Genomic DNA, 21,186 nt, shown 5'->3' with positions numbered 1-21,186 from the left:
TGGTTTAAACTTATAATTATGGCACGGAAATAGTATTAGGAGAAATGTCTTAATTTATTAAAAAGTTGGGTGATGAAAAAAATTAAATTTACACTTTTAGGAGTAGCTTTTACAGCCATGTTAGCTGTTGGTGTAAATGCTCAAGATAGAGGTCAAAGAGGTGGTGAGAGAAGTTCTTCTTCAAGAGAAGCAACTTCAAGAAGTCAAGGGAATGGACGCTCTGAAATGGCTAGAACAGAAAATAGAACTAGCCGTATTGAAGGAAATAGAACAGAAAGAATAGGTCGTGGAAATTCTACGAATGAATCTTGGAAAAATTCTACAAATAGAACAGAACGTGAAACTAGTACACGTATAGATAGAAATAATACTGCTATTGTAGGTAGCAGACCAAGTTCTAATAAAGATTGGAATAATAGTAGAAATAGCCAAGGAAATCAAGGCAATAGATCTGAGAGTTTAAAAAACAGAGATTTCTACAACAATCCAGTTCGTATAAATTCTAGCTCATACAACAGAGGAAACCGACCAGTTTCTAATGTGAATGTAAGAAACTATAACAAGTATTCGTATAACAGTTATAACTTCTACGGAAACAATGGTATTTACTATCGTCCTTATAACAATGGATATGTGAGATATATGCCATATGTAGGATTTAGAATTAATATTTTACCAGTAGGTTATGTAACAATTAATATTGGTAATAGAAATCCATATTATTTCTACGAAGGTGTTTATTACAGCCCAAATAGAAATTATTATGAAGTAGTTCAAGCTCCACTAGGTGCTATCGTATATGCGTTACCAGCAGGATATGAAAGAGTAGATTATGGAGGAGAATATCTGTATGAATTTGGAGGTGTTTTGTACCAAAAAATTTACAATAGAGGAACAAGAGCTTATCAAGTAGTAGGTTATTTAGATTAGTATAGGTTTTAGTAGTTAAGTAAAAGCCCAAACAGATTGTCTGTTTGGGCTTTTTATTTGTAGCGAAGAGCAGAATCGAACTGCCGACCTCAGGGTTATGAATCCTGCGCTCTAACCATCTGAGCTACCTCGCCTAAATTTTAATTTTTGCAAAGGTAATTTTTTTTTGATTTTATAACAAAACTTATTTTGATTTTCTTTGGTAGATACAATTCATTTTATATCTTGCGACTTCAATAAAATAGAATTATGCCAAAAAAGAAATATCAAGTAGAATTTTCAATCAAGTCTTCACCGTCTTTGCTATATAACTATATTTCAAACCCTTCTGGTTTATCAGAATGGTTTGCAGATAACGTAAATTCTCGTGGAGAAAAATATACTTTTATTTGGGATGGACACGAAGAATCTGCATTTTTGATGAAATCTAAGCAAGATGGATACGTGCGCTTTCAATGGGAATATGATGAAGATACAAAATATTTCTTCGAATTAACAATTGTAGAAGACGATTTAACGAACGATGTATCATTAGTTATTACAGATTTTGCTGATGAAGACGAAGTAGAAGAATCAAAACAATTGTGGGAAAGTCAAATTGAAGATCTAAAAAAAATCTTAGGATCTGTTTAAAATCTATTATTTTGAAAATTAACTTAGGTGGCGTTATTGTCGAAAAAGCAAATGCAGAAATAGGAATTCAGAACAGAGCTTTTCGTAATGGTGATGCTGTAAAAGAAATTTTGCGATTTGTAAATGGTGAAATTATTGATTGGGAAGATCATTATTTCAATTTAATGGCTTCTATGCGTATTTACCGCATGAATATTCCGTTAGATTTTACACCAGAATTTTTTCAAGAACAAATCAATTTATTAGCAGAAGCAAATCAGACCAAATCAGGGAAAGTAGAATTTTTTGCGTTCAGAAATGATGAGGAAGATTATCTAAAAGCATCCATCAATTATTTGATTTCCATTGAAAATAGTGAAAATGATTGGGAGTTTTTACAAGCTGAAAACGAAATTGATGTTTACAAAGATTATGCGATCAATACTGCATTTTATTCACTTGTGAATACGTATCGTCCAGAAGAAAATATTGCAGAAATCTATCGTTTAGAGAATGATTATGCTGATATTATTTTGCTAAATGCAAACAAAAAAATGGCGCGTTCTTTACGAGGAAATATTTTTGTTGTGAATGGAGAAACGATTCGTACACCGAAAAAAGAAGAAGGTGTTATTACTAGTGTTTTGAGAAATAATTTCATTACAAAAATTAATAAAGCCGAAGAATTTAAAGTAGAAGAAGTCGAAATTTTTCCATTTGAAATTCAGAAGGCAGAAGAAGTTTTCATTTTGATTGATGGAATTGGAATTTTACCAATTACCAAAAATCGTAAAAAAGAATACACTTTAGACAAAACAAAATCGATTTTTAAGTATTTATAATTGATTAATTCATAGAAGGATCAGCGGGGGTGTTTAGCCAAATTAAGTTCTCACCTCCAAGCTGTTTCATCAATTTTTTCCACAAATCAGCATCCCAACGCTCAAAAATATCAAAATCCAAATCCGTTACAGCCCACGAATTATTGTTTAATTCATCTTTGATTTGCTTTGGTGCCCAACCACAATATCCAATAAAAAACTTGATTTCATCTTGACTAATCAAATTCTGATTTACTGCATCACGCACATCTTCATATACGCCAGACCAATATAAATTTTTAGTAATTTTTTCACTATTTCTGATTAAATCAGGTCGTTTGTGAATATAATAGATGTTTTCTTTATCGACAGGTCCACCTTCAAAAACAATAGATGCAGACTCCATTTCAGATACAAAAATACTAATCGGAATATGAGAAGAATGATTAAGAATAAAACCAATACTTCCAGATTCTAAGTGTTCTGTAATTAAAATTACACTTCTCTGAAAAATATCGTTACTTAATGTTGGTTTTGCGACCAAAATAACTCCTTTTTTTATACTTTTGATAGACATTTTTGTTTCGGTTTTGTTACGTGAAATCTTAACGAAATATACAATTAGCTGTTTAAAAATATAAAATAATCATTAATGAAACAAGATTTAAGTTATAAAAGAAAAGTTTACGAAAAACAGTCGATGAATTTTGATTCGTTAAGAGAAAATCCGATCGAACAATTTCGTGATTGGTTTCTGCAAGCTGAAGAATCGGATGGAGTGGATGAAGCAAATGCGATGTCTGTTGCAACGATTGGTGAAGATGGATTTCCGAGAACGCGTGTTGTTTTATTGAAAAGATATACGGACGAAGGTTTTATTTTTTATACGAATTACAACAGTCAGAAAGGAAAAGCTTTATTAGAAAATCCGAAAGTTTGTTTGTCATTTTTTTGGCCATTTCTAGAAAGACAGATTATTATAAAAGGTGTGGCTGAAAAAACTTCGGATAATAATTCGGATGGATATTTCGAAACACGTCCAAGAAGTAGCCAGTTAGGCGCTTGGATTTCGGCGCAAAGTTCTGTGATTGATGAGCACGAAGATTTAGCGACAGAGGAATTGGAATTAGAAAAAAAATACGAAGGAAAAGAAATTCCTCGTCCAGCACATTGGGGAGGTTTCTTGATTCGTCCAACTGAGATAGAGTTTTGGCAAGGACGTCCAAGTCGTTTACACGATAGAGTTCGTTATGTTTTACAAGACGATTTTGATTGGAAAAAAGAGCGTTTAGCACCTTAAGATATAAAACAAAAGCCTCTAATTAAGAGGCTTTTGTTTTTGATGTATAGTCTAATAATGGTTCGTATTCTTTTAGGAAAGCAGCTTTTTTTTGAAACAATAAGTTATTTGAAACTTGATCTACAAAGTATAAATTTTCGATTAAATTTTCAAAAGCATTGTTGTTATAACCTGTAGAGTCAAAAAAGAAAATCCAATCTTCATCTATAAAATATTGTGCATTTTCAATTTCTCGAATAGTTATTTTTTCCTTTGCGATTTCACTTTGTAGAATATCTTTTGTTACATTTTTAAGTTGCTCTATTTGATTATTCAAAACTGTTAAAGCTTCGATTCTTAGCTTTTCATGAATGGGTTTTGTTGCAAAATTAATATGAGTTCTAATTTCATTTACCAATTGAATATTTGCTGATAAATCTGCTTCAACTTTGATGCAATCTTCTAACAAAATAGTTTTTTGTTCATCTAAATTAGATTTGAAAAATATTTTGATATTGTCTAAATATTCTGAGAACTCAGCTTCTTTTTCCTTATTTATTTGCTCTAATTCTTCTTTAACTTTCAGTACATCTTGTTTTTTATTGTAAACAACATTGTTGTATTTGAATGGTTGCGGCTTTTTTTGACCAGTAAAAAAATCTAATTGAAGTAAATCAATTTGTAAAGCTAAATATTGTTTTGCAACTAAAATATTTTCATCCGAAAACAATTCATTCGTAGGAATATTTTGTTGTTTATTCGTTAAATCAACTTCTTTAATTCGATCAAAAGGTAAATCATAATTTGTAAAAAAATGATTGTAAACTTTAGGGTAATTGTATTTATTATAAATGGTTTTAAACGTTTCAATAAATTCTGAATTATTTATTTCATTAACACGGTATAAATTTAATTGAAAGAAAAAATTGAATGTAAATTCTTCTTCAAATTCATTATTTTTTTGAAGTAATGTAATTGCTTTTGGAGATTTATCTATTTCAGAATGATGATTTGTAGACGCTATATTTGCCAAACGTTTGTCCATTTCTGGATGTGTCGACCATAAATCTTCAAATTGTAGTAAAGAATGATTTTGATTAAATTCATTAATTCCAACAATAGCTAAATTATTTTCTAAAAAAAGTTCGTAATCATCGATATAAAAGTCAACTAATTGATTCATGTTTTGATAAATATTAGTCTAAAACTTTTTATCATCTTGTAAATTTGTATAAAAATTAGCTAATTCTTGGTAAACAAATTGATACAATTCTATTCTCAATAATGGTTTGCTCATCGTCTCAATTCCCACAACATTTGTTGCAATTTGATCAGCATGAAATTCCATTTCTCGACTTAATTTTAGATAATTGAATTCTAATTTTTTGTGAATTATTTTCAAAATAGATTCAATCATTTTATTGTAAGCAACAGCGCCCATTGAAATAAAACCAACAATTCCATTAATTTGGCCTAAATTATCAACATCAAATTTTAAGGTTTGATTACTGTATAAAATATCTTCCATAATTTTGGTCGCATTTCCAACATGGCTACCAATTGTCATTGATTTTTGAGAAAAATGCCCAAATTCGTGCGCAATAATTCCTTTTAACTCATTTTGAGAAATACCATGAAGCAAACCAACGCCAATGGATAAGTTTTTTCTTGTTGGAAAAACTAAACTTTGCAAATTGTTCGAATAGGAAACATATGCATTTACATCATCAATAATAAATACTTTTTTGGGATGTTTTGTGCCAACTTTATCTGCGGTTGCTTTTATTAATTTGAATAATTCTGGTTGATCCGTTTCAAAAATTTCAATTCCATTTGTAGCTGTTTTTTTGAAAATATTTAGAATAAATTTAATATTATAGTAAACGATTAAACCTCCTAAAGCCAACAGTCCCAAACCTAAAAAAATGGTAATCCACATTGGTTTAGCAATGACGATAGCGATTCCTCCACAAACACAAATTATGAAAATGATGATGCTCAAAATTGTAGAAAAGAAGAGAGTAATCAAGAAAAGAGCAATCCATACTGCCGATTTTTTTTGCGCCTTTTTGTACGTTTCGGAAACGTTTATTTTAAAAGAATTCATAGTGTTAATTAAAGTTTCGAATATAAAAAAACCTGATGAAATTTCATCAGGTTTTTTCTATATCATTTTATTGTTGATTATTTATTAAACTCTTGTGCAGTTTTACGAATAATCGCTAAACATTCGTGTAATTGTTCTTCGTTCATCACTAAAGGAGGAGCGAAACGAATGATGTTTCCGTGTGTAGGTTTGGCTAATAATCCGTTGTCTTTCATTGCAACACAGAAATTCCATGCTGTTTCAGATTCTGGTGTATCGTTGATTAAAATTGCATTTAATAAACCTTTTCCACGAACTGATTTGAATAATGGAAATTCTTCAGCCATTTTCGTGATTTCTGTTCTAAAAATTTGTCCTAATTTTTCAGAATTTTCAGCTAATTTTTCGTCCAAAACAACTTGCAAAGCTTCTGTAGCAACAGCCGCAGCTAATGGATTACCTCCATAAGTAGAACCGTGTTGTCCTGGTTTGATGACATTCATTATTTCATCATTTGCTAAAACTGCAGATACTGGATAAGCTCCACCTGAAACGGCTTTACCTAAGATTAAAACATCAGCATCAATATTTTCGTGATCGATTGCTAACATTTTTCCTGTACGTGCGATTCCTGTTTGAATTTCGTCCGCGATAAATAAAACATTATGTTGTTTACATAATTCTTCACAAGCTTTCAAATATCCTTCAGAAGGTACATTAACACCAGCTTCTCCTTGAATTGGTTCTACTAAGAATCCACAAATTTTATCTGCTTTTTCTTCTAAAATTTGTTTCAAAGCTTCAACATCATTGTATTCTACAGCTTCGAAACCACTTGTGTAAGGATTGAAATTTTTACGTGCATCTTCATCATTCGAGAAAGAAATAATAGTAGTTGTACGACCATGGAAATTGTCTTTACATACTACAATAATCGCTTCACCAGTTGGAATTCCTTTCTTTTCGTAACCCCATTTACGAGCAATTTTTAGCGCTGTTTCTACAGCTTCTGCACCCGTATTCATTGGCAATACTTTATCGAAACCGAATAATTCTGTGATAAATTTTTCGTATTTTCCTAATTCCGCATTATAAAAAGCACGAGAAGTTAACGTTAATTTTTCGGCTTGATCTTTCAACGCTTTAATAATTCTAGGATGACAGTGACCTTGATTAACAGCTGAATAAGCTGATAAAAAGTCGAAATATTTTTTTCCATCAACATCCCAAACGTAAACACCTTCACCTTTTTCCAATACAACTGGAAGTGGGTGATAGTTATGCGCTCCGTATTTTTCTTCTAATGCAATTAATTCTGCTGATTTTTCCATGTAATGATTTGTTATTGTTTGTTCGTAATATTTTATAAAAAAACCGACAAATAATGGTCGGTTCTATTTCGTTTCTAAATTTTTCTCAATTAATTGAATATCTTTTCCAAAGAATTTTTTTGCCACTTTTATAATATTATCTGTATTGTCAGAAATATAAAATGTATAGTTTGCAACAGTATCTTTCGCAGCCAATTTTCCTTCTTTTGCCAATTGATAAATTACTTGATTCACGACAATTAAAGGTGAATTTACGATATCAACTTTTCCTTCAAATACTTGATTGATTTCTTTTTCCAGATGTGTATAATGCGTACATCCTAAAATAATCGAATCAATTCCTTCTAATTTTTTGTTCAATAAATACGTTTCTAAAACTGCTTTAGAAATCGTAGAATTTGTAAAACCCTCTTCGATAACAGGTACTAAGAGAGGAGTAGCCATTTCAATAACCGTAATATGTTTATTTCGACGACGAATTGCTTTCTTGTACGCGCCCGAATTTACAGTTGCTTTTGTTGCAATAACACCTATCTTTTCTCTTAATTCGAACGAAACTTTCTCCGCAACAGGCGAAATAACATCGATAACAGGAACATCTTTTCCTGCAGCTTCTCTAATTTCTTTCAACGAATTAGCGGTTGCAGAATTACATGCAACTAAAATCGCTTTACAATTATTGTCTATTAAAAAATTAGTAATGTCTACCGAAAATTGTGTAATCGCTTCTTTCGATTTTTCTCCATAAGGCAAATTTTGAGTATCGCCAAAATAGATCAAACTTTCGTTTGGTAGCAGACGTTTTATTTCTTTTGCAAACGTCAAACCACCAACTCCAGAGTCGAAAACACCAATTGGTCTGTTATCATTCATATCGCAAATTTAACAAATTAATTGATGTAAAATAATCTAGAAGCAATTCCGTCTGCGAAAAATTTTGCTTCGGGTTTCAAAATAATTTTATTTTCTTTCTTTTCGACTAAATTTTCGTTGATTAATTGATTGAGTTCTTGATGAAAAGAATTAACTAAAGGTTGAGAAAATTCTGAATTAATTCGATTTAAATCTATTCCATAAATTGTTCTCAATCCTATCATTATCATTTCATTAAATTTTTCTACTTCATTTAAAACTTCAATTTCTTGAGGTAGATTATTTTCGTTGATAGCTTGTATGTATTTAGAATTATTTGCAATGTTCCAAGCACGAGTTTTTCCGTTATAAGAATGCGCAGAAGGTCCAATTCCTAAATAATGAATTCCTTTCCAATAATTAGAATTGTGTAAAGAAAAATACTCTTCTTTTCCGAAATTGGAGATTTCATATTGAATAAAATCATTCGAAGTTAAAGTGTCAACTAAAAGTTGAAATTGTTCGTTTTGACGATCTTCATCAACCGGTTTTGTGATTCCTTTTTTGATTTGATGATCTAAAATTGTTTTTTCTTCGACTGTTAACGCATAAGAAGAAATATGTGGAACATTCAGCTCAATTGCTTTTTGCAAATTTTGCTTCCACATTTCGTTGGTTGTGGTCGTAGAACCATAAATCAAATCAATAGTGATATTTTCGAAACCAAAATCTTGCGCCAATTTTATCGAAGTCTCAGCTTCTTGTGCATTATGTGCTCGATTCATTAATTTCAAATCTTCTTCAAAAAATGATTGAACACCAATCGAAAAACGATTAATCGGAGTTGATTTTAAGAAATTAAGTTTTTCTTTATTCAAATCATCAGGATTCGCTTCGAGTGTAATTTCCTTTAAATTTTTGGTTGAATAATTTTTATAAATCGTTTCGAAAATACTTTCTAATTCAATTTCGGATAGGATAGAAGGTGTTCCTCCTCCAAAATAAATTGTTTCTAAAGGTGTTGAAATTTCATCTTTTCTGATCTCAAGTTCTTTATTAATTGCTTGAATTAAATTTGATTTATGTTGAAGATTTGTCGAAAAATGAAAGTCGCAATAGCTGCATTTTTGTTTACAAAACGGGATATGAATATAAATTCCTGCCAAAATATTATGATTTGAGACAAAATTATAATGAAATTATAGGCTAAAAAAATTGTTATAAAAAAAACTAAAAATTAATATTGGTTTTGTAAATAAATCTTATATCTTTATCAACGAAAATAAAATACTATGAATAAAGGAACTGTAAAATTCTTTAATGAAGAAAAAGGATACGGATTTATTAAAGATGACGAATCAGGAAAAGAGTACTTCGTACACGTTTCTGGTTTAACAGACAAAGTAGCTCAAAACGATAAAGTATCTTTTGACTTAGAACAAGGAAAAAAAGGCATCAACGCCGTTAATGTGAAAGTAATCTAATTAATATATTATCTCAACATATTTCTTGTAAGCGACCTATTTAGGTCGCTTTTTTTATTCTTTGATTTCGTCGCTATTTTGATAAAACTCTGCATCACGAAGCAATTCATTCACGAAATGATACAATCTTCCTAGCTGATATTTTGCCAAATAATGACCATATAAACTCGCTAAATAGGTTCCTAAAGTAATCAATAATGCAATAGGAATACTCCAAATCCATACACTATTTCCTTGTACAATATATTCGGAAACCGCATAAGAGCCTAAGGTGATAAAAATAGCTCCGCTCAAACCATACAAAAATGCGAAAAATGTCCAAACATTAGAAGGGGGACCAATAATTCCTCTTACAACCAAATAGTCAGGATGATCATCGTCATCTTCAATTCTGATTTGTAATTGCGGGTGCCAATATTTATCTTTGTCTTTGCGGACACGAATCATCGCAACTTCCTGATTGGCATAACCTCCGTATTCAGTCGAATTTGTTTCAAGGTGTTTTTTGATTAAATCAATAAATTCTTGTTTTGATAAATGCGTAAAAACCTTAAAACGTGGTCGGCTTAAAAGAGATTTAATTGGAACTTTTTGGCTCATATTCTATTACTTTCTTTAAATTTACAATAAATGTTTAGATTATGACAAAAATCATTTCTGATACTTATGAGAAAATTTATGAAATAGTTCGTCAAATTCCCGAAGGACGTGTTTCTACTTATGGATTGATTGCAAAATATATAGGAGAAAAATTTTCGGCTCGCGTGGTTGGTTATGCAATGAATCATGCACATAATCGAGAAGATGTTCCTGCGCATCGTGTTGTAAACAGAAATGGTTTGTTAACTGGAAAACATCATTTTAATCCTTCGAGTTTGATGCAGCAATTGTTAGAGAATGAAGGTGTGGAGATTATAAATGATAAAGTGATTAATTTTAAAGAAATTGTATGGGATCCGAATGAATCTCATTAAAATCTGTAACAAAATTTATTTTCTTCTTACTAATTTTACAAATCAAATGATATAGAAAATGGAATTTTTATTGCAAGCTCAAGGCTTAACAAGAAAATATAAAGATAAAGTTGCGCTTAATAATTTTAGTATCAATATTCCACAAGGTTCTATTTATGGACTTTTGGGACCAAATGGTGCTGGAAAAACGACTTTTATTCGTATTGTTAATCAAATTACGGCGCCAGATAGTGGAACGATTTTACTAAATGGAGAACCTTTGACGAAAAAATCAATCGGTCAAGTTGGTTATATGCCAGAAGAACGTGGTTTGTACAAGAATATGAAGGTTGGAGAACAGGCACTGTATTTTGCAAAACTGAAAGGTCTTTCTTCTGCGGAAGCTAAAAAACGTACCGAATATTGGTTCGAGAAACTTGATATGATGTCTTGGTGGAACAAGAAATTGAGCGAGTTGTCGAAAGGAATGGGACAAAAAGTTCAGTTTGTGATTACAGTTATTCACAATCCTTCTTTGCTGATTTTCGATGAACCTTTTAGTGGTTTTGATCCTGTAAATGCACAAATTATTGCGAATGAAATTCTTGAATTAAGAGATAAAGGAACGACAATTATTTTTTCGACGCATCGTATGGAATCTGTAGAGGAAATGTGTGATCATGTTGCTTTGATTAATCAATCGAATAAAGTATTAGATGGAACAATTGAAGAAGTTAGAAATCAATTTAAAACTGGGAAATTTTCGATTCAATTGAATGAAATTCCCGCTGATTCTCTTCAAAATTTAGCGAATGAATTTGAAATTTCGGATGTTCGAAACGTTAATCAACGAACTGAATTTAATTTGTTGTACAATAAAGAAACACCAACTAATGTGATTTTAGATAAATTGATGCAAGTGGGGCAAGTTCATCAATTCAAAGAAATTATTCCTTCGATGAATGATGTGTTTTTGGAAGCTGTTAAACAAAGTTCAATTCCTAATCTTTAAGCTAATTTTCAAATGAAAAATATATTTTTAGTTGCACAACGCGAGTTCTTTTCTCAAGTAAAAAACAAAGCGTTTATTGTTATGACTTTTCTTTCGCCTTTGTTGATTGTTGGGGCAGGAGCGGTGATTTTCTTTTTGAGTTCTGCGAATAATTCTGAAGTGAAAAACATTGCAATTGTAGATGAAAGTACAGAATTTGTAACCTCGTTTAAATCGACTAAACAAATGATGTTCAGTATTTACACGCCTCAAGAGTTGAAATCTATCAAAGATACTTTGAAAGGAAGCGAATATTTGAATGCGATTCTTCATATTCCGAAAAATACAGATGGAAATTATGAAAATATCGAGAAAAATACTGAATTAATCACAAATGGAAATCTTGGAATTACTGATCGAGAAAAACTTTCGAGAACGATTAGTGATAAAATAGAAAAAGAAAAACAGGCAAAATCTGGTATTGACAAAGCGGCTTTAGAAGCTTCTAAGGCACGTGTTAACCTGAATGTTTTTAACGTTACAGACGGAAAAGAAGATAAAGGAATGGAGTTAAAAATCGGATTATCGATGTTTTTAACTTACATTATTTTCATGTTTGTGATGATTTATGGTGTAAAAGTAATGCGTTCTGTGGTTGAAGAAAAAAATAATCGCGTTGTAGAAATTATCATTTCTTCTGTAAAACCTTTCGAATTAATGATGGGTAAAATCTTAGGAACGACAATGGTTGCAGTCACGCAATTTGCTATATGGATTGGAATGACAATGGGGTTATTGATTTTATTTCCAACAATTGCTGCTTCAAGAATGGATATGTCGCAACAAATGATGAATCAAGCACAATTAGCTGAGACTAATCCAGATATGATGCAAAAAGTAACAGAAATTAGCGAAGTATTGTTAACGTTTAATTATCCGTTAATCATTTTTGCTTTTATTGCTTATTTTATCTTAGGATATTTGTTCTACAGCTCTGTTTTTGCGGCAATTGGTTCTGCGGTTGACAATGATACAGATACGCAACAATTTACATATTTTCCTTTAGTTCCGATGATGATTGGACTTTACGGAAGTATGACAACTTTCGAAAATCCTGATGGTCCAGTTGCTTTTTGGTTATCAATGATTCCATTGACTTCTCCCATCTCAATGATTACTCGAATTCCGTTCGATGTTCCGATTTGGCAATTAGCTTTATCCTTATTTTTGCTGTTAATCAGTACAATATTTATGGTTTATATTGCTGGAAAAATCTATAGGATTGGGATTTTAATTTATGGTAAAAAACCAACTGTGAAAGAAATGATAAAATGGGTTTCTTATAAAAACTAATTTTACACAACTTATAAAACTAAAAAAAGAGCTTGATTTATCAAGCTCTTTTTTTAATCGTCTATCGTATCTTTTTTGATGATTTTCGTATTATTTGGTACTTTTCCGTATAAAAAGTCGAGGTATATTTTACTGTAAGAATTAAATAATTGAAGTAATTTGAAATAATTTACATCATTCAATTCTATTTTAGATTCGGTATTTGTTAATGCATTTTCAATGAAATCTCTGATTTTGAATTTCGGAATTTTTAAATCATTTGTGAAATAATCTTCACCAAAATAATTCTTAATTTTTGTAATTTTATCGTATTTATCTTCATAATCAAGCAATGCTTTTCGTTGTTTGGCTTTACCAGAAAAAACATCATAAATACGCCCAATATCCAATCTCGTCAACGTAATATCTCCACTCAAAAATCCAGCTTTCAACGAAGATGTGTCTTTTATAGGTTTGATATCAGGATTAACACCAAGACTTTTATAAAGTTTTGTTACAACATCAGCTTTTTTTCCATTTTTGACATCTTTTTCAAGAATTCCTGTCAATTTTTGACCAATATATGCGGTATTCAATTGAATTGTCTGTACAGCTAAATGCACTACAATTGTTTGTTTATTGAACAAATTTGGTCTTAAGATAATTAGTCGATTTTCGTACCAATCAGATTGTATTTTTAGCGTGTCATTTACTTTTGCTTGAATAAGAAAAGTTCCTGTAAAATTAGAAATTGTTGTATGATTTGTTCTCAGATTTGTAACGTAAACTCCTTCTGCTGTATCGTCAGAATCATCAATGATAATGTTTCCCTGAATCCATTTTTCTTGTGCGAAAATAAAATTCGACAACAGCAATATTAGAATGGTAAATAGTGATTTCAATTGTTCGTGATTATACGTTTAATTATTTGTACGAAGATAAGTCTTAATAAATTAGCATCAATTTTGTTAACGTTTATTGGCTAAATTTTAAAAATCTATTAAGAATTATTGATTTTTGTTTTGATTTAATTCATTCAAATAATCTTTCGCATAAGATTCTAAATCAATCATTATCGTACCAAATTGTCTGCTCAAAACTTTTTCTTGAAGCGGATAACGCGCATTAACATAATATAAAAATTCTTCTATTTTATATTCAGGAATTTGTAATTGATTTGTATAAAAATCTGTAGGATAATAATGTTTAACTTCTTGAACGAGAGAAAGTTTTGTTTCGTAATTACGTACACGACGTTGCTCACGATAAAATCCATTCATATGACCAATCAATCGAACAGGATTTAAAACATCCATTGGCTTGAATTTTGCAATATCTCTTTTAGGTTCTAAATCTCGTAAACGTTGATCAAGTCCCATTTTATCGTACAAATCTGTTTTATTATCCTTGTGATATTTAGGTTGTAAAGGGCCTTTACCAATTGTAGCACCACTCAATTCAATTGTTTCAATATCCAAATGTGCTTGTAAAAAACCTTTGTTGTAAATATTTTGATTGACTACAATTTTTCTTGGAATCAAAAAATCTGCTTCAAACAAAATTGTATCGCCAACATTTGCTTGGATAGAATAATAACCCGAAGAGCTTGTACATGTCTTACTTTCTGACGTCAGATTTTCTATACGAGCACCAGAAACTGAGGAAATATAATCGTTTCCTTCGTCTACAACCACAGAACCAGTAATCAACTTATTTTGTGCAAAGCTGATGAATGGAAATATAAATAGTGTGTATGTTAACCAATATCGCATGTTAGATTTAACCTTTTATTTTTTGTTTCATTTTCGACCAACGATAATTTCGGATGAATTTTTCTTGATCTCGATTTACCATTTTTTTTGTACCATTAATTTTAGCTTCAAAAAAACCTTTCAAATAATACAAAATATATGTGGGTTTCTTTTTACGTAAAGCCAATTTTGTGCCAGCAATTAATGTAATCCAAAATCCATAACCTAATGCATAATAAGCCGCACCTTGTTTGTAAAGCGCCGATTTATTGTAACTCGCGCCAGTTGGTTTTAGATGTTTGATGTGTAAAGATTCGTCTGTAACAACTTTCCAACCATAATATTTACACAACAATTCGTCTACTGTATCCCAACCCATATGTGCGCGTAATCCACCAATTTTTTCGTAACAATTTTTTCTATACGCCTTAAATGCGCCACGAATATGGTCTTTATCTGTCAGATTTTCAAGAATCCATTTTCCGTCCTTATCAATATACGCAAAACCACCAACCATTGCAATATCTTCCTCATGATTAAAATGAGTTAAAATAGTCTCAAAATAATTGAAAGGAATATCTAAATCAGCATCCAATTTAACAATAATATCATAATTAGGATCAATGATTTCGTAACCTTTCAAGAAAGCTTGTATCACTTTGCTTCCTGGCTGATGTTCACCTTTTGATAAGATATTTCTTAATTTGATGAACGGATATTTAGCTGTAAATTCTTCTACAATTTGTTGTGTTTTATCGGTTGAATGATCATTTACAACAATCACTTCATATGGTAAAACAGTTTGATTAACGAGAGAATTTAGCGTAATCGCAATAAAATCTTCTTCGTTATGTGCAGGTATAACAATAGAGTATTTAGTAAGTAAAGTCTTTTTTTCGTTCTGCGTAGACAGCATAATATCTTGGTGTAATTCTTCTTAATAAGGGTCTTATTCCCAGTTTGTTTGATGGATGCGTCCATTTGTGACGATGTATTACATTCCATCCAGCTTTTTCCATTAACATGTCAAATTGCCAATCTTCAAATTCGTGATAATGTACATCTCGCGCATCATTTTGATTACGATAAGCAGGCGAAAACCACAAACGCATCGGAATTGAAGCTAATAATTTATCTCCAGGCAAATTTCTTAGCACTTCCATTGGATTTACCAAATGTTCTAAAATTTCTAAAGCCGTTACAAAGTTAGCATCATAATTTTGCAAATCCTTATAATAATAGTCCAAATCGTCGCCATTTGTATTTTTTACATCAAAACCATTTTCCAACATCACATCTGTAAAAGGATTTTTGATTCCTAAATCAAGAATTTTATCAGTAGGTTGAGCAAATTGTTTCAGCAAAGCTAAGGTTTCATTGTATCTTTTTTGTGGATATATTTTGTACATTGTGTTAGTTGTTTTCGGATGATAAATTTAATCATCTATTTTAATATTGCTCGTTTCTATTTTAAATTTTTTTATTGCAAATTTGCCAGATGAAAACGATTGGATATTATCGATTACGAAACAAAAATAAAGTAGAAGGTTTTGCGAAGGAGATAGATGGAGTGACCTATTTTAAAGGTTATAACGAGTTTTCTTGGCACGAAAATGCTTTACAATTTGATACCATAGATATTGGAATAGATATATTGGATAAACGAAATCGACGATTATTTACCAATGATATTGTGTTGTATAAAGTCTCTAAAAAACCATTCTTGCGTACAGGTTTTGTCGTTTACGAACCAAAACTGAAAGAATTTGGAATCGTAGATCAACAAAGTTTTCATTTTACACCTTTCTATGTTGAAGGTTTGTGTTTATTCGATCATGATAAACTCGAAGTAATTTCTCATTTATTTACGAAGAAAGAGGTTTCTAAGTAAGTTTAACGAGATTTTTCCATTAATTAAATTTGAAAGAAAGCAAAATTGACTGTACATTTGGGTCGTGAAACTATGGGCAACTAAAATTTTAATTTTTTTATATATAACAACTTCAACTCAATTGTGTCAGTTATATAAATTGCCTGTGTTTATTTCTCATTTTATTGAACATGATAAAGGAGGAGATTTTTTGGATGAAATGAAAACTTTTTTAGTTCATCATTATGGTGGACATGAGGTTGATGCGGATTGGGAAACTGACCAAAAATTACCTTTCATGAAAGTTGAGTTTGTTCACATCGACTTTTTTTTCTCTCCCATAAAACTCTTTGATGTTTTACACTTAGATAAAGAAATTTCTACGACTTCAATCAAAACATTTGATGAAGATTTCTTATATACTCATTATTTAGATTCTATTTGGCAACCGCCAAAACAAGCGTAATTTTTTTAGATTTTACGATAGATTGATTCTTTCAATTTATCCAATTTCAGCTATTTACAACTTGTATTTAGCACATTTTTAATCTATACAATTTTACGATGTTAAATAAAATTATTGATTTTTCAATCAAGAATAAATTTATCGTGGGTTTGTTTACGTTGGCTTTGTTGGTATTTGGTATCTACGATGCAACAAAATTACCCATTGATGCACAACCTGATATTACATCTAATCAGGTTCAAATTATCACTGTAGCGCCTTCTTTTAGTGCAGAAGATATAGAACGCTTGGTGACTTTTCCTATCGAACAAGCTAATTCTAATATTGGTGGAATTACCGAAATTCGTAGTTTTTCTCGTTTTGGATTGTCATTGGTAACCATTGTTTTTGATGACAATACAGATGTTTATTGGGCGCGACAACAAGTAAGTGAACGCTTGATTCAGGTTCAAAATGAGATTCCAGAAGGTATTGGTGAACCACAACTTGGTCCAATTTCGACAGGTTTGGGGGAAATCTATCAATACGTTGTTCGTCCTGCCGAAGGTTACGAAGATCAATATGATGAAACTGAATTAAGAACTATTCAAGACTGGATTGTTCGTCGTCAACTTTTGGGCGTTCCTGGAGTAGCGGATGTGAGTAGTTTCGGTGGAAAATTGAAACAATACGAAATAGCGATTGATCCGCAACGTTTACAATCTTTTAATCTGACAATTAATGATTTATTTGATGCACTGAGCGAGAATAATCAAAATACAGGTGGAGCTTATATCGAAAAAGGTCCTACTTCTTTATTCATTCGCTCTGAAGGTTTAATTGGTAAAATAGAAGATATCGAAAATATTTTGGTCAAACGCTCGCAAAGCGGAACACCTATTTTATTGAGAGATGTTGCAGATGTAAAAACTGGTTTTGCTACACGCTATGGTGCAATGACATATAACGATACAGGTGAGGTTTCTGGTGCAATTGTTATGATGTTGAAAGGAGCTAATAGTAACGAAGTGGTGAAGAATGTACAACAACGTATCGAAGAGATCAAAAAGACGTTACCTGAAGGAGTTGTTATTGAACCTTTCTTAGACCGTAAAAAAATGGTTGACAATACGATTCATACGGTTGAAACGAATTTACTTGAAGGAGCCTTAATCGTTGTCTTTATTTTAGTGCTTTTCTTAGGAAATTTACGTGCTGGTTTTATTGTAGCTTCTGTCATTCCTCTAGCCTTATTATTCGCGATTATTATGATGAATATTTTTGGTGTAGGTGGAAACTTGATGAGTCTAGGCGCATTAGATTTCGGATTAATTGTTGACGGAGCTGTGATTATTGTAGAAGCGGCGATGCATCAGTTAGCACACAACAAAAAGTTTGGGTTGAAGAACAAATTAACACAAACAGAAATGGATCAAACAGTTGGTTCTTCAGCTAAAAAAATGGTGAATTCGGCTGTTTTTGGTCAAATTATTATTCTAATTGTTTATTTACCAATTTTTACTTTACAAGGAATAGAAGGGAAAATGTTCAAACCAATGGCGCAAACAGTTGCTTTTGCATTGATTGGTGCATTTATTCTTTCGTTGACTTATGTTCCGATGATGACCAGCTTATTTTTAAGTAAAAAGAAGAAAGTGAAACCAAATTTATCGGATCGTGTAATGGCTAAAATTGAGATTTTCCATCAGAAATATTTAATCAAAGCCTTAAAAGTTCGTACTATTATTTTAGCAATTGTGCTTTCTCTATTTGCTATTGCTGTTTTTGTGATGTCTCGTTTAGGAGGTGAATTTATTCCAGCTTTAGAAGAAGGCGATTTTGCTGTAGAAGCACGTATTTTACTAGGAAGTAATATTACGACAACGAAAGAATATACGACCAAAGCTGCAAAAATCTTAAAAGATGAATTTCCTGAAGTTGAAATGGTTGTGACAAAAATTGGGAGTGGAGAGATTCCTACTGACCCAATGCCAATGGATACAGGAGATATGATTATTGTATTGAAACCTAAAAAAGAATGGACTTCTGCCACAACTTTTCCAGAATTATCGGATAAAATGAGTAAAGCTTTGGAAGATGTTCCAGGACTTTCAACGGGATTTCAATTTCCTGTTCAGATGCGTTTTAACGAATTAATGACAGGAGCACGACAAGATGTGGTGGTGAAAATATTTGGTGAAAATTTAGATAGTTTAGCCAATAATGCAGATAAATTAGGAAAAATAATCAATACTGTAAAAGGAGCGCAAGACTTATATATTGAACCAATTAATGGAATTCCGCAAGTTGTGATTGAGTTTGATCGCGCTTTATTAGCGCAATATGGATTGAGTATTGGAGAAGCAAATCGTATTATTAATATGGCTTTTGCAGGACAATCTACTGGAATGGTTTTCGAAGGTGAAAAACGTTTTGATATGGTGGTTCGTTTAGCAGAAGATAAACGCGAAAATATCGAAGATATTCGAAATTTATTGATTCCTACTGCTTCTGGAATTCAGATTCCATTGAATCAACTAGCAAAAGTAGATTATAAAAATACGCCAAATCAAATTCAGCGCGAAGATGCAAAACGTAGAATTGTTGTTGGATTTAATGTAAAAGGACGCGATATAGAGAGTGTTGTGCAAGAGTTGCAACAAAAGGTTGATGCTCAAGTCAAACTTCCTACAGGATATTATGCGACTTATGGTGGAGCTTTCGAAAATTTGAATCATGCAAAAGCTCGCTTAGGTATTGCTGTTCCAGTCGCCTTGGTTTTGATTTTTGTGTTGTTATTCTTTGCATTCAAATCAATCAAAGAAAGTTTATTAATTTATACAGCCATTCCGCTTTCTTCAATCGGTGGAATACTATTCTTAGCTGCGCGAGATATGCCTTTCAGTATTAGTGCTGGAGTTGGATTTATCGCCCTTTTTGGAATTGCTGTTCTAAACGGAATTGTATTAATCTCAGAATACAATCGTCTACGTGATAACGGAATTAAAAATACAACTCGAATTGTTATTATTGGAACACGAACTCGTCTTCGTCCTGTCCTAATGACAGCTGCTGTAGCTTCTTTAGGTTTCTTACCAATGGCTCTTAGTAATGGTTCGGGTGCAGAAGTTCAACGTCCATTAGCAACTGTTGTTATCGGAGGATTAATGGGTGCAACTTTTCTTACCCTTTTTGTTTTACCAATTTTATATGTTATGTTCGAAAATATTCATTTTAAAAAGAAATCAACTCGTCATAAATCAATTCCTACAGCTATTTTATTAGTTTTAGTTTTGTTTGGAACAACTGCTAATGCGCAAGAACGTATGAGTTTTGATGAAGTTGTCAAGTTAGCTGACGCGAATAACCTCGAAATTAAACAAGCAGAATTGACAACTGTTTATCACGAGAAAAATGTATTTGCCAATCGTTCGCTTTCACCTTTAGATATAGCTGCGGAATTTGGACAAGTGAATTCAGGTGAATTTGATAACAAGTTTACTATTTCGCAATCGTTTCAATTTCCTGTGGTTTTTAAACGTCAAAAAGCTTTGAACGAACAAATGATCAGTACTTCTAAAGCAAATGAACAATTGACGAAAGTTGAAATTAAACAACGATTAGCTAATCTGTATGTCAATATGCAAAATACAGAATATCAACAAGATTTATTGAAAGAAAATGAATTGATTTACCAAGAGTTTTTGAAGAAAGCAAATTTACGTTTGAAGAAAGGTGAATCAAACCGAAGTGAGGTTTCTACAGCTATTATTCAATTGAAATCGATTCAAAATCAATTGAGATTAGTTGAGAATGAATTAGAAAATGAATCAAGACAAATTCAATTTTTAACCAATTCATCATTCAAAATTTATCCAACAAAAGATGGTGTAAATTGGAATGAAATTGCAGGATTATCTGTTTCAGGTACACACCCAATGTTAAAATTAGCTGAAGAAAATATTCAGACTTCTACTTTAGAAACTGAAATAGAAAAATCAAAGAAAATTCCAGTTTTAACAGTTGGATATTCAAATCAAAGCTTTTCTGATTTGGATCAAAATCGATACAATTCTTTTCAAGTAGGAGTTGGCTTACCTTTATTTAATAGAGGAATTAATTCGTCAATTGAAGCCTCAAAAGTTAAAACTGATCTTGCAAAACAAGCGTATACTTTACAACAATCGAAGTTGCAACAAGATTTTGATGTTTTAAAAAATAAAGTAAACTCTTACGAAGAAATAGTAGGAGATTTTGAGCAAACTCAACTTCCTGCTGCGAATGATTTACAAAAAACAATTAATCGTCAATTACTAGAAGGAGAGATTAATTTTTTGGATTGGGTGATTCTGAATAATCAAATCATCGAAGTGAAAACAAAGTTTCTAGAAGCAAAGAATCTACGTAATCAGGCTTATGCCGCAATGACTTTTTATACTGCACAATAAT

The 21,186-nt window shown here is 31.4% G+C and carries 22 protein-coding genes and 1 tRNA gene; 11 read left to right on the top strand and 12 right to left on the bottom strand.

Annotation, left to right across the window (positions count from 1 at the left end; all coding sequences use genetic code 11):
- Positions 1 to 72: 72 nt before the first annotated feature.
- On the top strand, positions 73 to 930 hold the full coding sequence (locus tag B3I31_RS02530; protein WP_125349476.1) for a DUF6515 family protein: 858 nt from the start codon (positions 73 to 75) through the stop codon (positions 928 to 930).
- Positions 931 to 990: 60 nt separating this feature from the next.
- Here the strand turns inward: B3I31_RS02530 and B3I31_RS02525 are convergent.
- Positions 991 to 1,064 (bottom strand) — tRNA-Met (locus B3I31_RS02525).
- 115 nt (positions 1,065 to 1,179) lie between these two features.
- Between B3I31_RS02525 and B3I31_RS02520 the strand changes: the two genes are divergently transcribed.
- Both B3I31_RS02520 and B3I31_RS02515 read left to right on the top strand, forming a co-directional pair.
- Positions 1,180 to 1,563: an START-like domain-containing protein gene (locus tag B3I31_RS02520; protein ID WP_038330532.1), complete on the top strand. Its 384-nt coding sequence runs from the start codon at positions 1,180 to 1,182 to the stop codon at positions 1,561 to 1,563.
- Between the two features lie 11 nt (positions 1,564 to 1,574).
- The gene (locus B3I31_RS02515; RefSeq protein WP_221855234.1) at positions 1,575 to 2,384 is read left to right on the top strand and encodes an aminotransferase class IV; all 810 of its coding nucleotides are present in this window, start codon (positions 1,575 to 1,577) and stop codon (positions 2,382 to 2,384) included.
- Between the two features lie 4 nt (positions 2,385 to 2,388).
- On the opposite strand, the gene B3I31_RS02510 is transcribed toward B3I31_RS02515, so the two are convergent.
- Positions 2,389 to 2,940 carry a YqgE/AlgH family protein gene (locus tag B3I31_RS02510; protein ID WP_291048426.1) on the bottom strand — a complete coding sequence of 184 codons (552 nt, stop codon included), beginning with the start codon at positions 2,938 to 2,940 and terminating at the stop codon, positions 2,389 to 2,391.
- A 75-nt stretch (positions 2,941 to 3,015) separates the two neighbouring features.
- Between B3I31_RS02510 and pdxH the strand changes: the two genes are divergently transcribed.
- Complete coding sequence (pdxH, locus tag B3I31_RS02505; protein WP_221855228.1) at positions 3,016 to 3,663, top strand: pyridoxamine 5'-phosphate oxidase; 648 nt, start codon at positions 3,016 to 3,018, stop codon at positions 3,661 to 3,663.
- 22 nt (positions 3,664 to 3,685) lie between these two features.
- Here the strand turns inward: pdxH and B3I31_RS02500 are convergent, their stop codons facing one another.
- From B3I31_RS02500 to hemW, 5 genes are all read right to left on the bottom strand, one after another.
- Positions 3,686 to 4,825, bottom strand: a complete 1,140-nt coding sequence (locus B3I31_RS02500) for a hypothetical protein (protein WP_291059958.1) — start codon at positions 4,823 to 4,825, stop codon at positions 3,686 to 3,688.
- An 18-nt stretch (positions 4,826 to 4,843) separates the two neighbouring features.
- Positions 4,844 to 5,749, bottom strand: a complete 906-nt coding sequence (locus B3I31_RS02495; RefSeq protein WP_291059955.1) for a M48 family metallopeptidase — start codon at positions 5,747 to 5,749, stop codon at positions 4,844 to 4,846.
- A gap of 77 nt (positions 5,750 to 5,826) precedes the next feature.
- Positions 5,827 to 7,059, bottom strand: coding sequence for an ornithine--oxo-acid transaminase (gene rocD, locus B3I31_RS02490; RefSeq protein WP_115000400.1), 1,233 nt, complete (start codon positions 7,057 to 7,059; stop codon positions 5,827 to 5,829).
- 63 nt (positions 7,060 to 7,122) lie between these two features.
- Positions 7,123 to 7,932 carry a glutamate racemase gene (gene murI / locus B3I31_RS02485; protein ID WP_125349482.1) on the bottom strand — a complete coding sequence of 270 codons (810 nt, stop codon included), beginning with the start codon at positions 7,930 to 7,932 and terminating at the stop codon, positions 7,123 to 7,125.
- 17 nt (positions 7,933 to 7,949) lie between these two features.
- Complete coding sequence (gene hemW / locus B3I31_RS02480; protein WP_115000397.1) at positions 7,950 to 9,077, bottom strand: radical SAM family heme chaperone HemW; 1,128 nt, start codon at positions 9,075 to 9,077, stop codon at positions 7,950 to 7,952.
- A gap of 126 nt (positions 9,078 to 9,203) precedes the next feature.
- Here hemW and B3I31_RS02475 point away from each other — a divergent pair, with 126 nt between their 5' ends.
- Positions 9,204 to 9,395, top strand: coding sequence for a cold-shock protein (locus tag B3I31_RS02475; protein ID WP_038330556.1), 192 nt, complete (start codon positions 9,204 to 9,206; stop codon positions 9,393 to 9,395).
- A gap of 54 nt (positions 9,396 to 9,449) precedes the next feature.
- On the opposite strand, the gene B3I31_RS02470 is transcribed toward B3I31_RS02475, so the two are convergent.
- A complete protein-coding gene (locus B3I31_RS02470; RefSeq protein WP_221855222.1) occupies positions 9,450 to 9,995 on the bottom strand; it encodes a hypothetical protein in 546 nt (181 codons plus the stop codon).
- Positions 9,996 to 10,036: 41 nt separating this feature from the next.
- On the opposite strand from B3I31_RS02470, the gene B3I31_RS02465 reads away from it, so the two are divergent.
- The 3 genes from B3I31_RS02465 to B3I31_RS02455 are packed head-to-tail and all read left to right on the top strand — an operon-like array spanning position 10,037 to position 12,692.
- Positions 10,037 to 10,369, top strand: a complete 333-nt coding sequence (locus tag B3I31_RS02465; RefSeq protein WP_115000393.1) for an MGMT family protein — start codon at positions 10,037 to 10,039, stop codon at positions 10,367 to 10,369.
- 58 nt (positions 10,370 to 10,427) lie between these two features.
- Entirely contained in the window at positions 10,428 to 11,360 is a 933-nt protein-coding gene (locus tag B3I31_RS02460) for an ABC transporter ATP-binding protein (protein WP_280035614.1), read from the top strand.
- A gap of 12 nt (positions 11,361 to 11,372) precedes the next feature.
- Complete coding sequence (locus B3I31_RS02455) at positions 11,373 to 12,692, top strand: ABC transporter permease (RefSeq protein ID WP_291059952.1); 1,320 nt, start codon at positions 11,373 to 11,375, stop codon at positions 12,690 to 12,692.
- A gap of 53 nt (positions 12,693 to 12,745) precedes the next feature.
- Here the strand turns inward: B3I31_RS02455 and B3I31_RS02450 are convergent, their stop codons facing one another.
- The 4 genes from B3I31_RS02450 to B3I31_RS02435 all read right to left on the bottom strand — a co-directional run bounded on the left by B3I31_RS02450 (position 12,746) and on the right by B3I31_RS02435 (position 15,831).
- Entirely contained in the window at positions 12,746 to 13,540 is a 795-nt protein-coding gene (locus B3I31_RS02450) for a hypothetical protein (RefSeq protein ID WP_260392525.1), read from the bottom strand.
- A gap of 138 nt (positions 13,541 to 13,678) precedes the next feature.
- Positions 13,679 to 14,443: a hypothetical protein gene (locus B3I31_RS02445; RefSeq protein WP_280035617.1), complete on the bottom strand. Its 765-nt coding sequence runs from the start codon at positions 14,441 to 14,443 to the stop codon at positions 13,679 to 13,681.
- A 7-nt stretch (positions 14,444 to 14,450) separates the two neighbouring features.
- Complete coding sequence (locus B3I31_RS02440) at positions 14,451 to 15,338, bottom strand: glycosyltransferase (RefSeq protein ID WP_286494880.1); 888 nt, start codon at positions 15,336 to 15,338, stop codon at positions 14,451 to 14,453.
- Positions 15,298 to 15,831, bottom strand: coding sequence for a methyltransferase (locus B3I31_RS02435; protein ID WP_125349489.1), 534 nt, complete (start codon positions 15,829 to 15,831; stop codon positions 15,298 to 15,300). Before B3I31_RS02435 ends, B3I31_RS02440 begins: the two co-directional genes overlap by 41 nt.
- Before the next feature lie 89 nt (positions 15,832 to 15,920).
- Between B3I31_RS02435 and B3I31_RS02430 the strand changes: the two genes are divergently transcribed.
- The 3 genes from B3I31_RS02430 to B3I31_RS02420 all read left to right on the top strand — a co-directional run bounded on the left by B3I31_RS02430 (position 15,921) and on the right by B3I31_RS02420 (position 21,185).
- Positions 15,921 to 16,313, top strand: a complete 393-nt coding sequence (locus B3I31_RS02430; RefSeq protein ID WP_125349490.1) for a hypothetical protein — start codon at positions 15,921 to 15,923, stop codon at positions 16,311 to 16,313.
- 139 nt (positions 16,314 to 16,452) lie between these two features.
- Entirely contained in the window at positions 16,453 to 16,758 is a 306-nt protein-coding gene (locus B3I31_RS02425; protein WP_152606051.1) for a hypothetical protein, read from the top strand.
- A gap of 98 nt (positions 16,759 to 16,856) precedes the next feature.
- Positions 16,857 to 21,185 carry a CusA/CzcA family heavy metal efflux RND transporter gene (locus tag B3I31_RS02420; RefSeq protein WP_291059950.1) on the top strand — a complete coding sequence of 1,443 codons (4,329 nt, stop codon included), beginning with the start codon at positions 16,857 to 16,859 and terminating at the stop codon, positions 21,183 to 21,185.
- Position 21,186: the final 1 nt, after the last annotated feature.

Origin of the sequence: Empedobacter sp. UBA3475 (assembly GCF_002378465.1) — a bacterium.
Taxonomy (GTDB): Bacteria; Bacteroidota; Bacteroidia; order Flavobacteriales; family Weeksellaceae; genus Empedobacter; species Empedobacter falsenii_B.
The sequence above is the reverse complement of the archived record's forward strand: the minus strand, read 5'-3'. Positions and strand labels throughout refer to the sequence as shown.

Excerpts from the sequence above, each read along its gene's own strand:
- B3I31_RS02530 (WP_125349476.1), top strand. The coding sequence starts at position 73 with ATGAAAAAAATTAAATTTACACTTTTAGGAGTAGCTTTTACAGCCATG.
- B3I31_RS02520 (WP_038330532.1), top strand. The coding sequence starts at position 1,180 with ATGCCAAAAAAGAAATATCAAGTAGAATTTTCAATCAAGTCTTCACCG.
- B3I31_RS02510 (WP_291048426.1), bottom strand. The coding sequence starts at position 2,940 with ATGTCTATCAAAAGTATAAAAAAAGGAGTTATTTTGGTCGCAAAACCA.
- pdxH (WP_221855228.1), top strand. The coding sequence starts at position 3,016 with ATGAAACAAGATTTAAGTTATAAAAGAAAAGTTTACGAAAAACAGTCG.
- B3I31_RS02500 (WP_291059958.1), bottom strand. The coding sequence starts at position 4,825 with ATGAATCAATTAGTTGACTTTTATATCGATGATTACGAACTTTTTTTA.
- B3I31_RS02495 (WP_291059955.1), bottom strand. The coding sequence starts at position 5,749 with ATGAATTCTTTTAAAATAAACGTTTCCGAAACGTACAAAAAGGCGCAA.
- rocD (WP_115000400.1), bottom strand. The coding sequence starts at position 7,059 with ATGGAAAAATCAGCAGAATTAATTGCATTAGAAGAAAAATACGGAGCG.
- murI (WP_125349482.1), bottom strand. The coding sequence starts at position 7,932 with ATGAATGATAACAGACCAATTGGTGTTTTCGACTCTGGAGTTGGTGGT.
- B3I31_RS02475 (WP_038330556.1), top strand. The coding sequence starts at position 9,204 with ATGAATAAAGGAACTGTAAAATTCTTTAATGAAGAAAAAGGATACGGA.
- B3I31_RS02470 (WP_221855222.1), bottom strand. The coding sequence starts at position 9,995 with ATGAGCCAAAAAGTTCCAATTAAATCTCTTTTAAGCCGACCACGTTTT.
- B3I31_RS02465 (WP_115000393.1), top strand. The coding sequence starts at position 10,037 with ATGACAAAAATCATTTCTGATACTTATGAGAAAATTTATGAAATAGTT.
- B3I31_RS02460 (WP_280035614.1), top strand. The coding sequence starts at position 10,428 with ATGGAATTTTTATTGCAAGCTCAAGGCTTAACAAGAAAATATAAAGAT.
- B3I31_RS02455 (WP_291059952.1), top strand. The coding sequence starts at position 11,373 with ATGAAAAATATATTTTTAGTTGCACAACGCGAGTTCTTTTCTCAAGTA.
- B3I31_RS02445 (WP_280035617.1), bottom strand. The coding sequence starts at position 14,443 with ATGCGATATTGGTTAACATACACACTATTTATATTTCCATTCATCAGC.
- B3I31_RS02440 (WP_286494880.1), bottom strand. The coding sequence starts at position 15,338 with ATGCTGTCTACGCAGAACGAAAAAAAGACTTTACTTACTAAATACTCT.
- B3I31_RS02435 (WP_125349489.1), bottom strand. The coding sequence starts at position 15,831 with ATGTACAAAATATATCCACAAAAAAGATACAATGAAACCTTAGCTTTG.
- B3I31_RS02430 (WP_125349490.1), top strand. The coding sequence starts at position 15,921 with ATGAAAACGATTGGATATTATCGATTACGAAACAAAAATAAAGTAGAA.
- B3I31_RS02420 (WP_291059950.1), top strand. The coding sequence starts at position 16,857 with ATGTTAAATAAAATTATTGATTTTTCAATCAAGAATAAATTTATCGTG.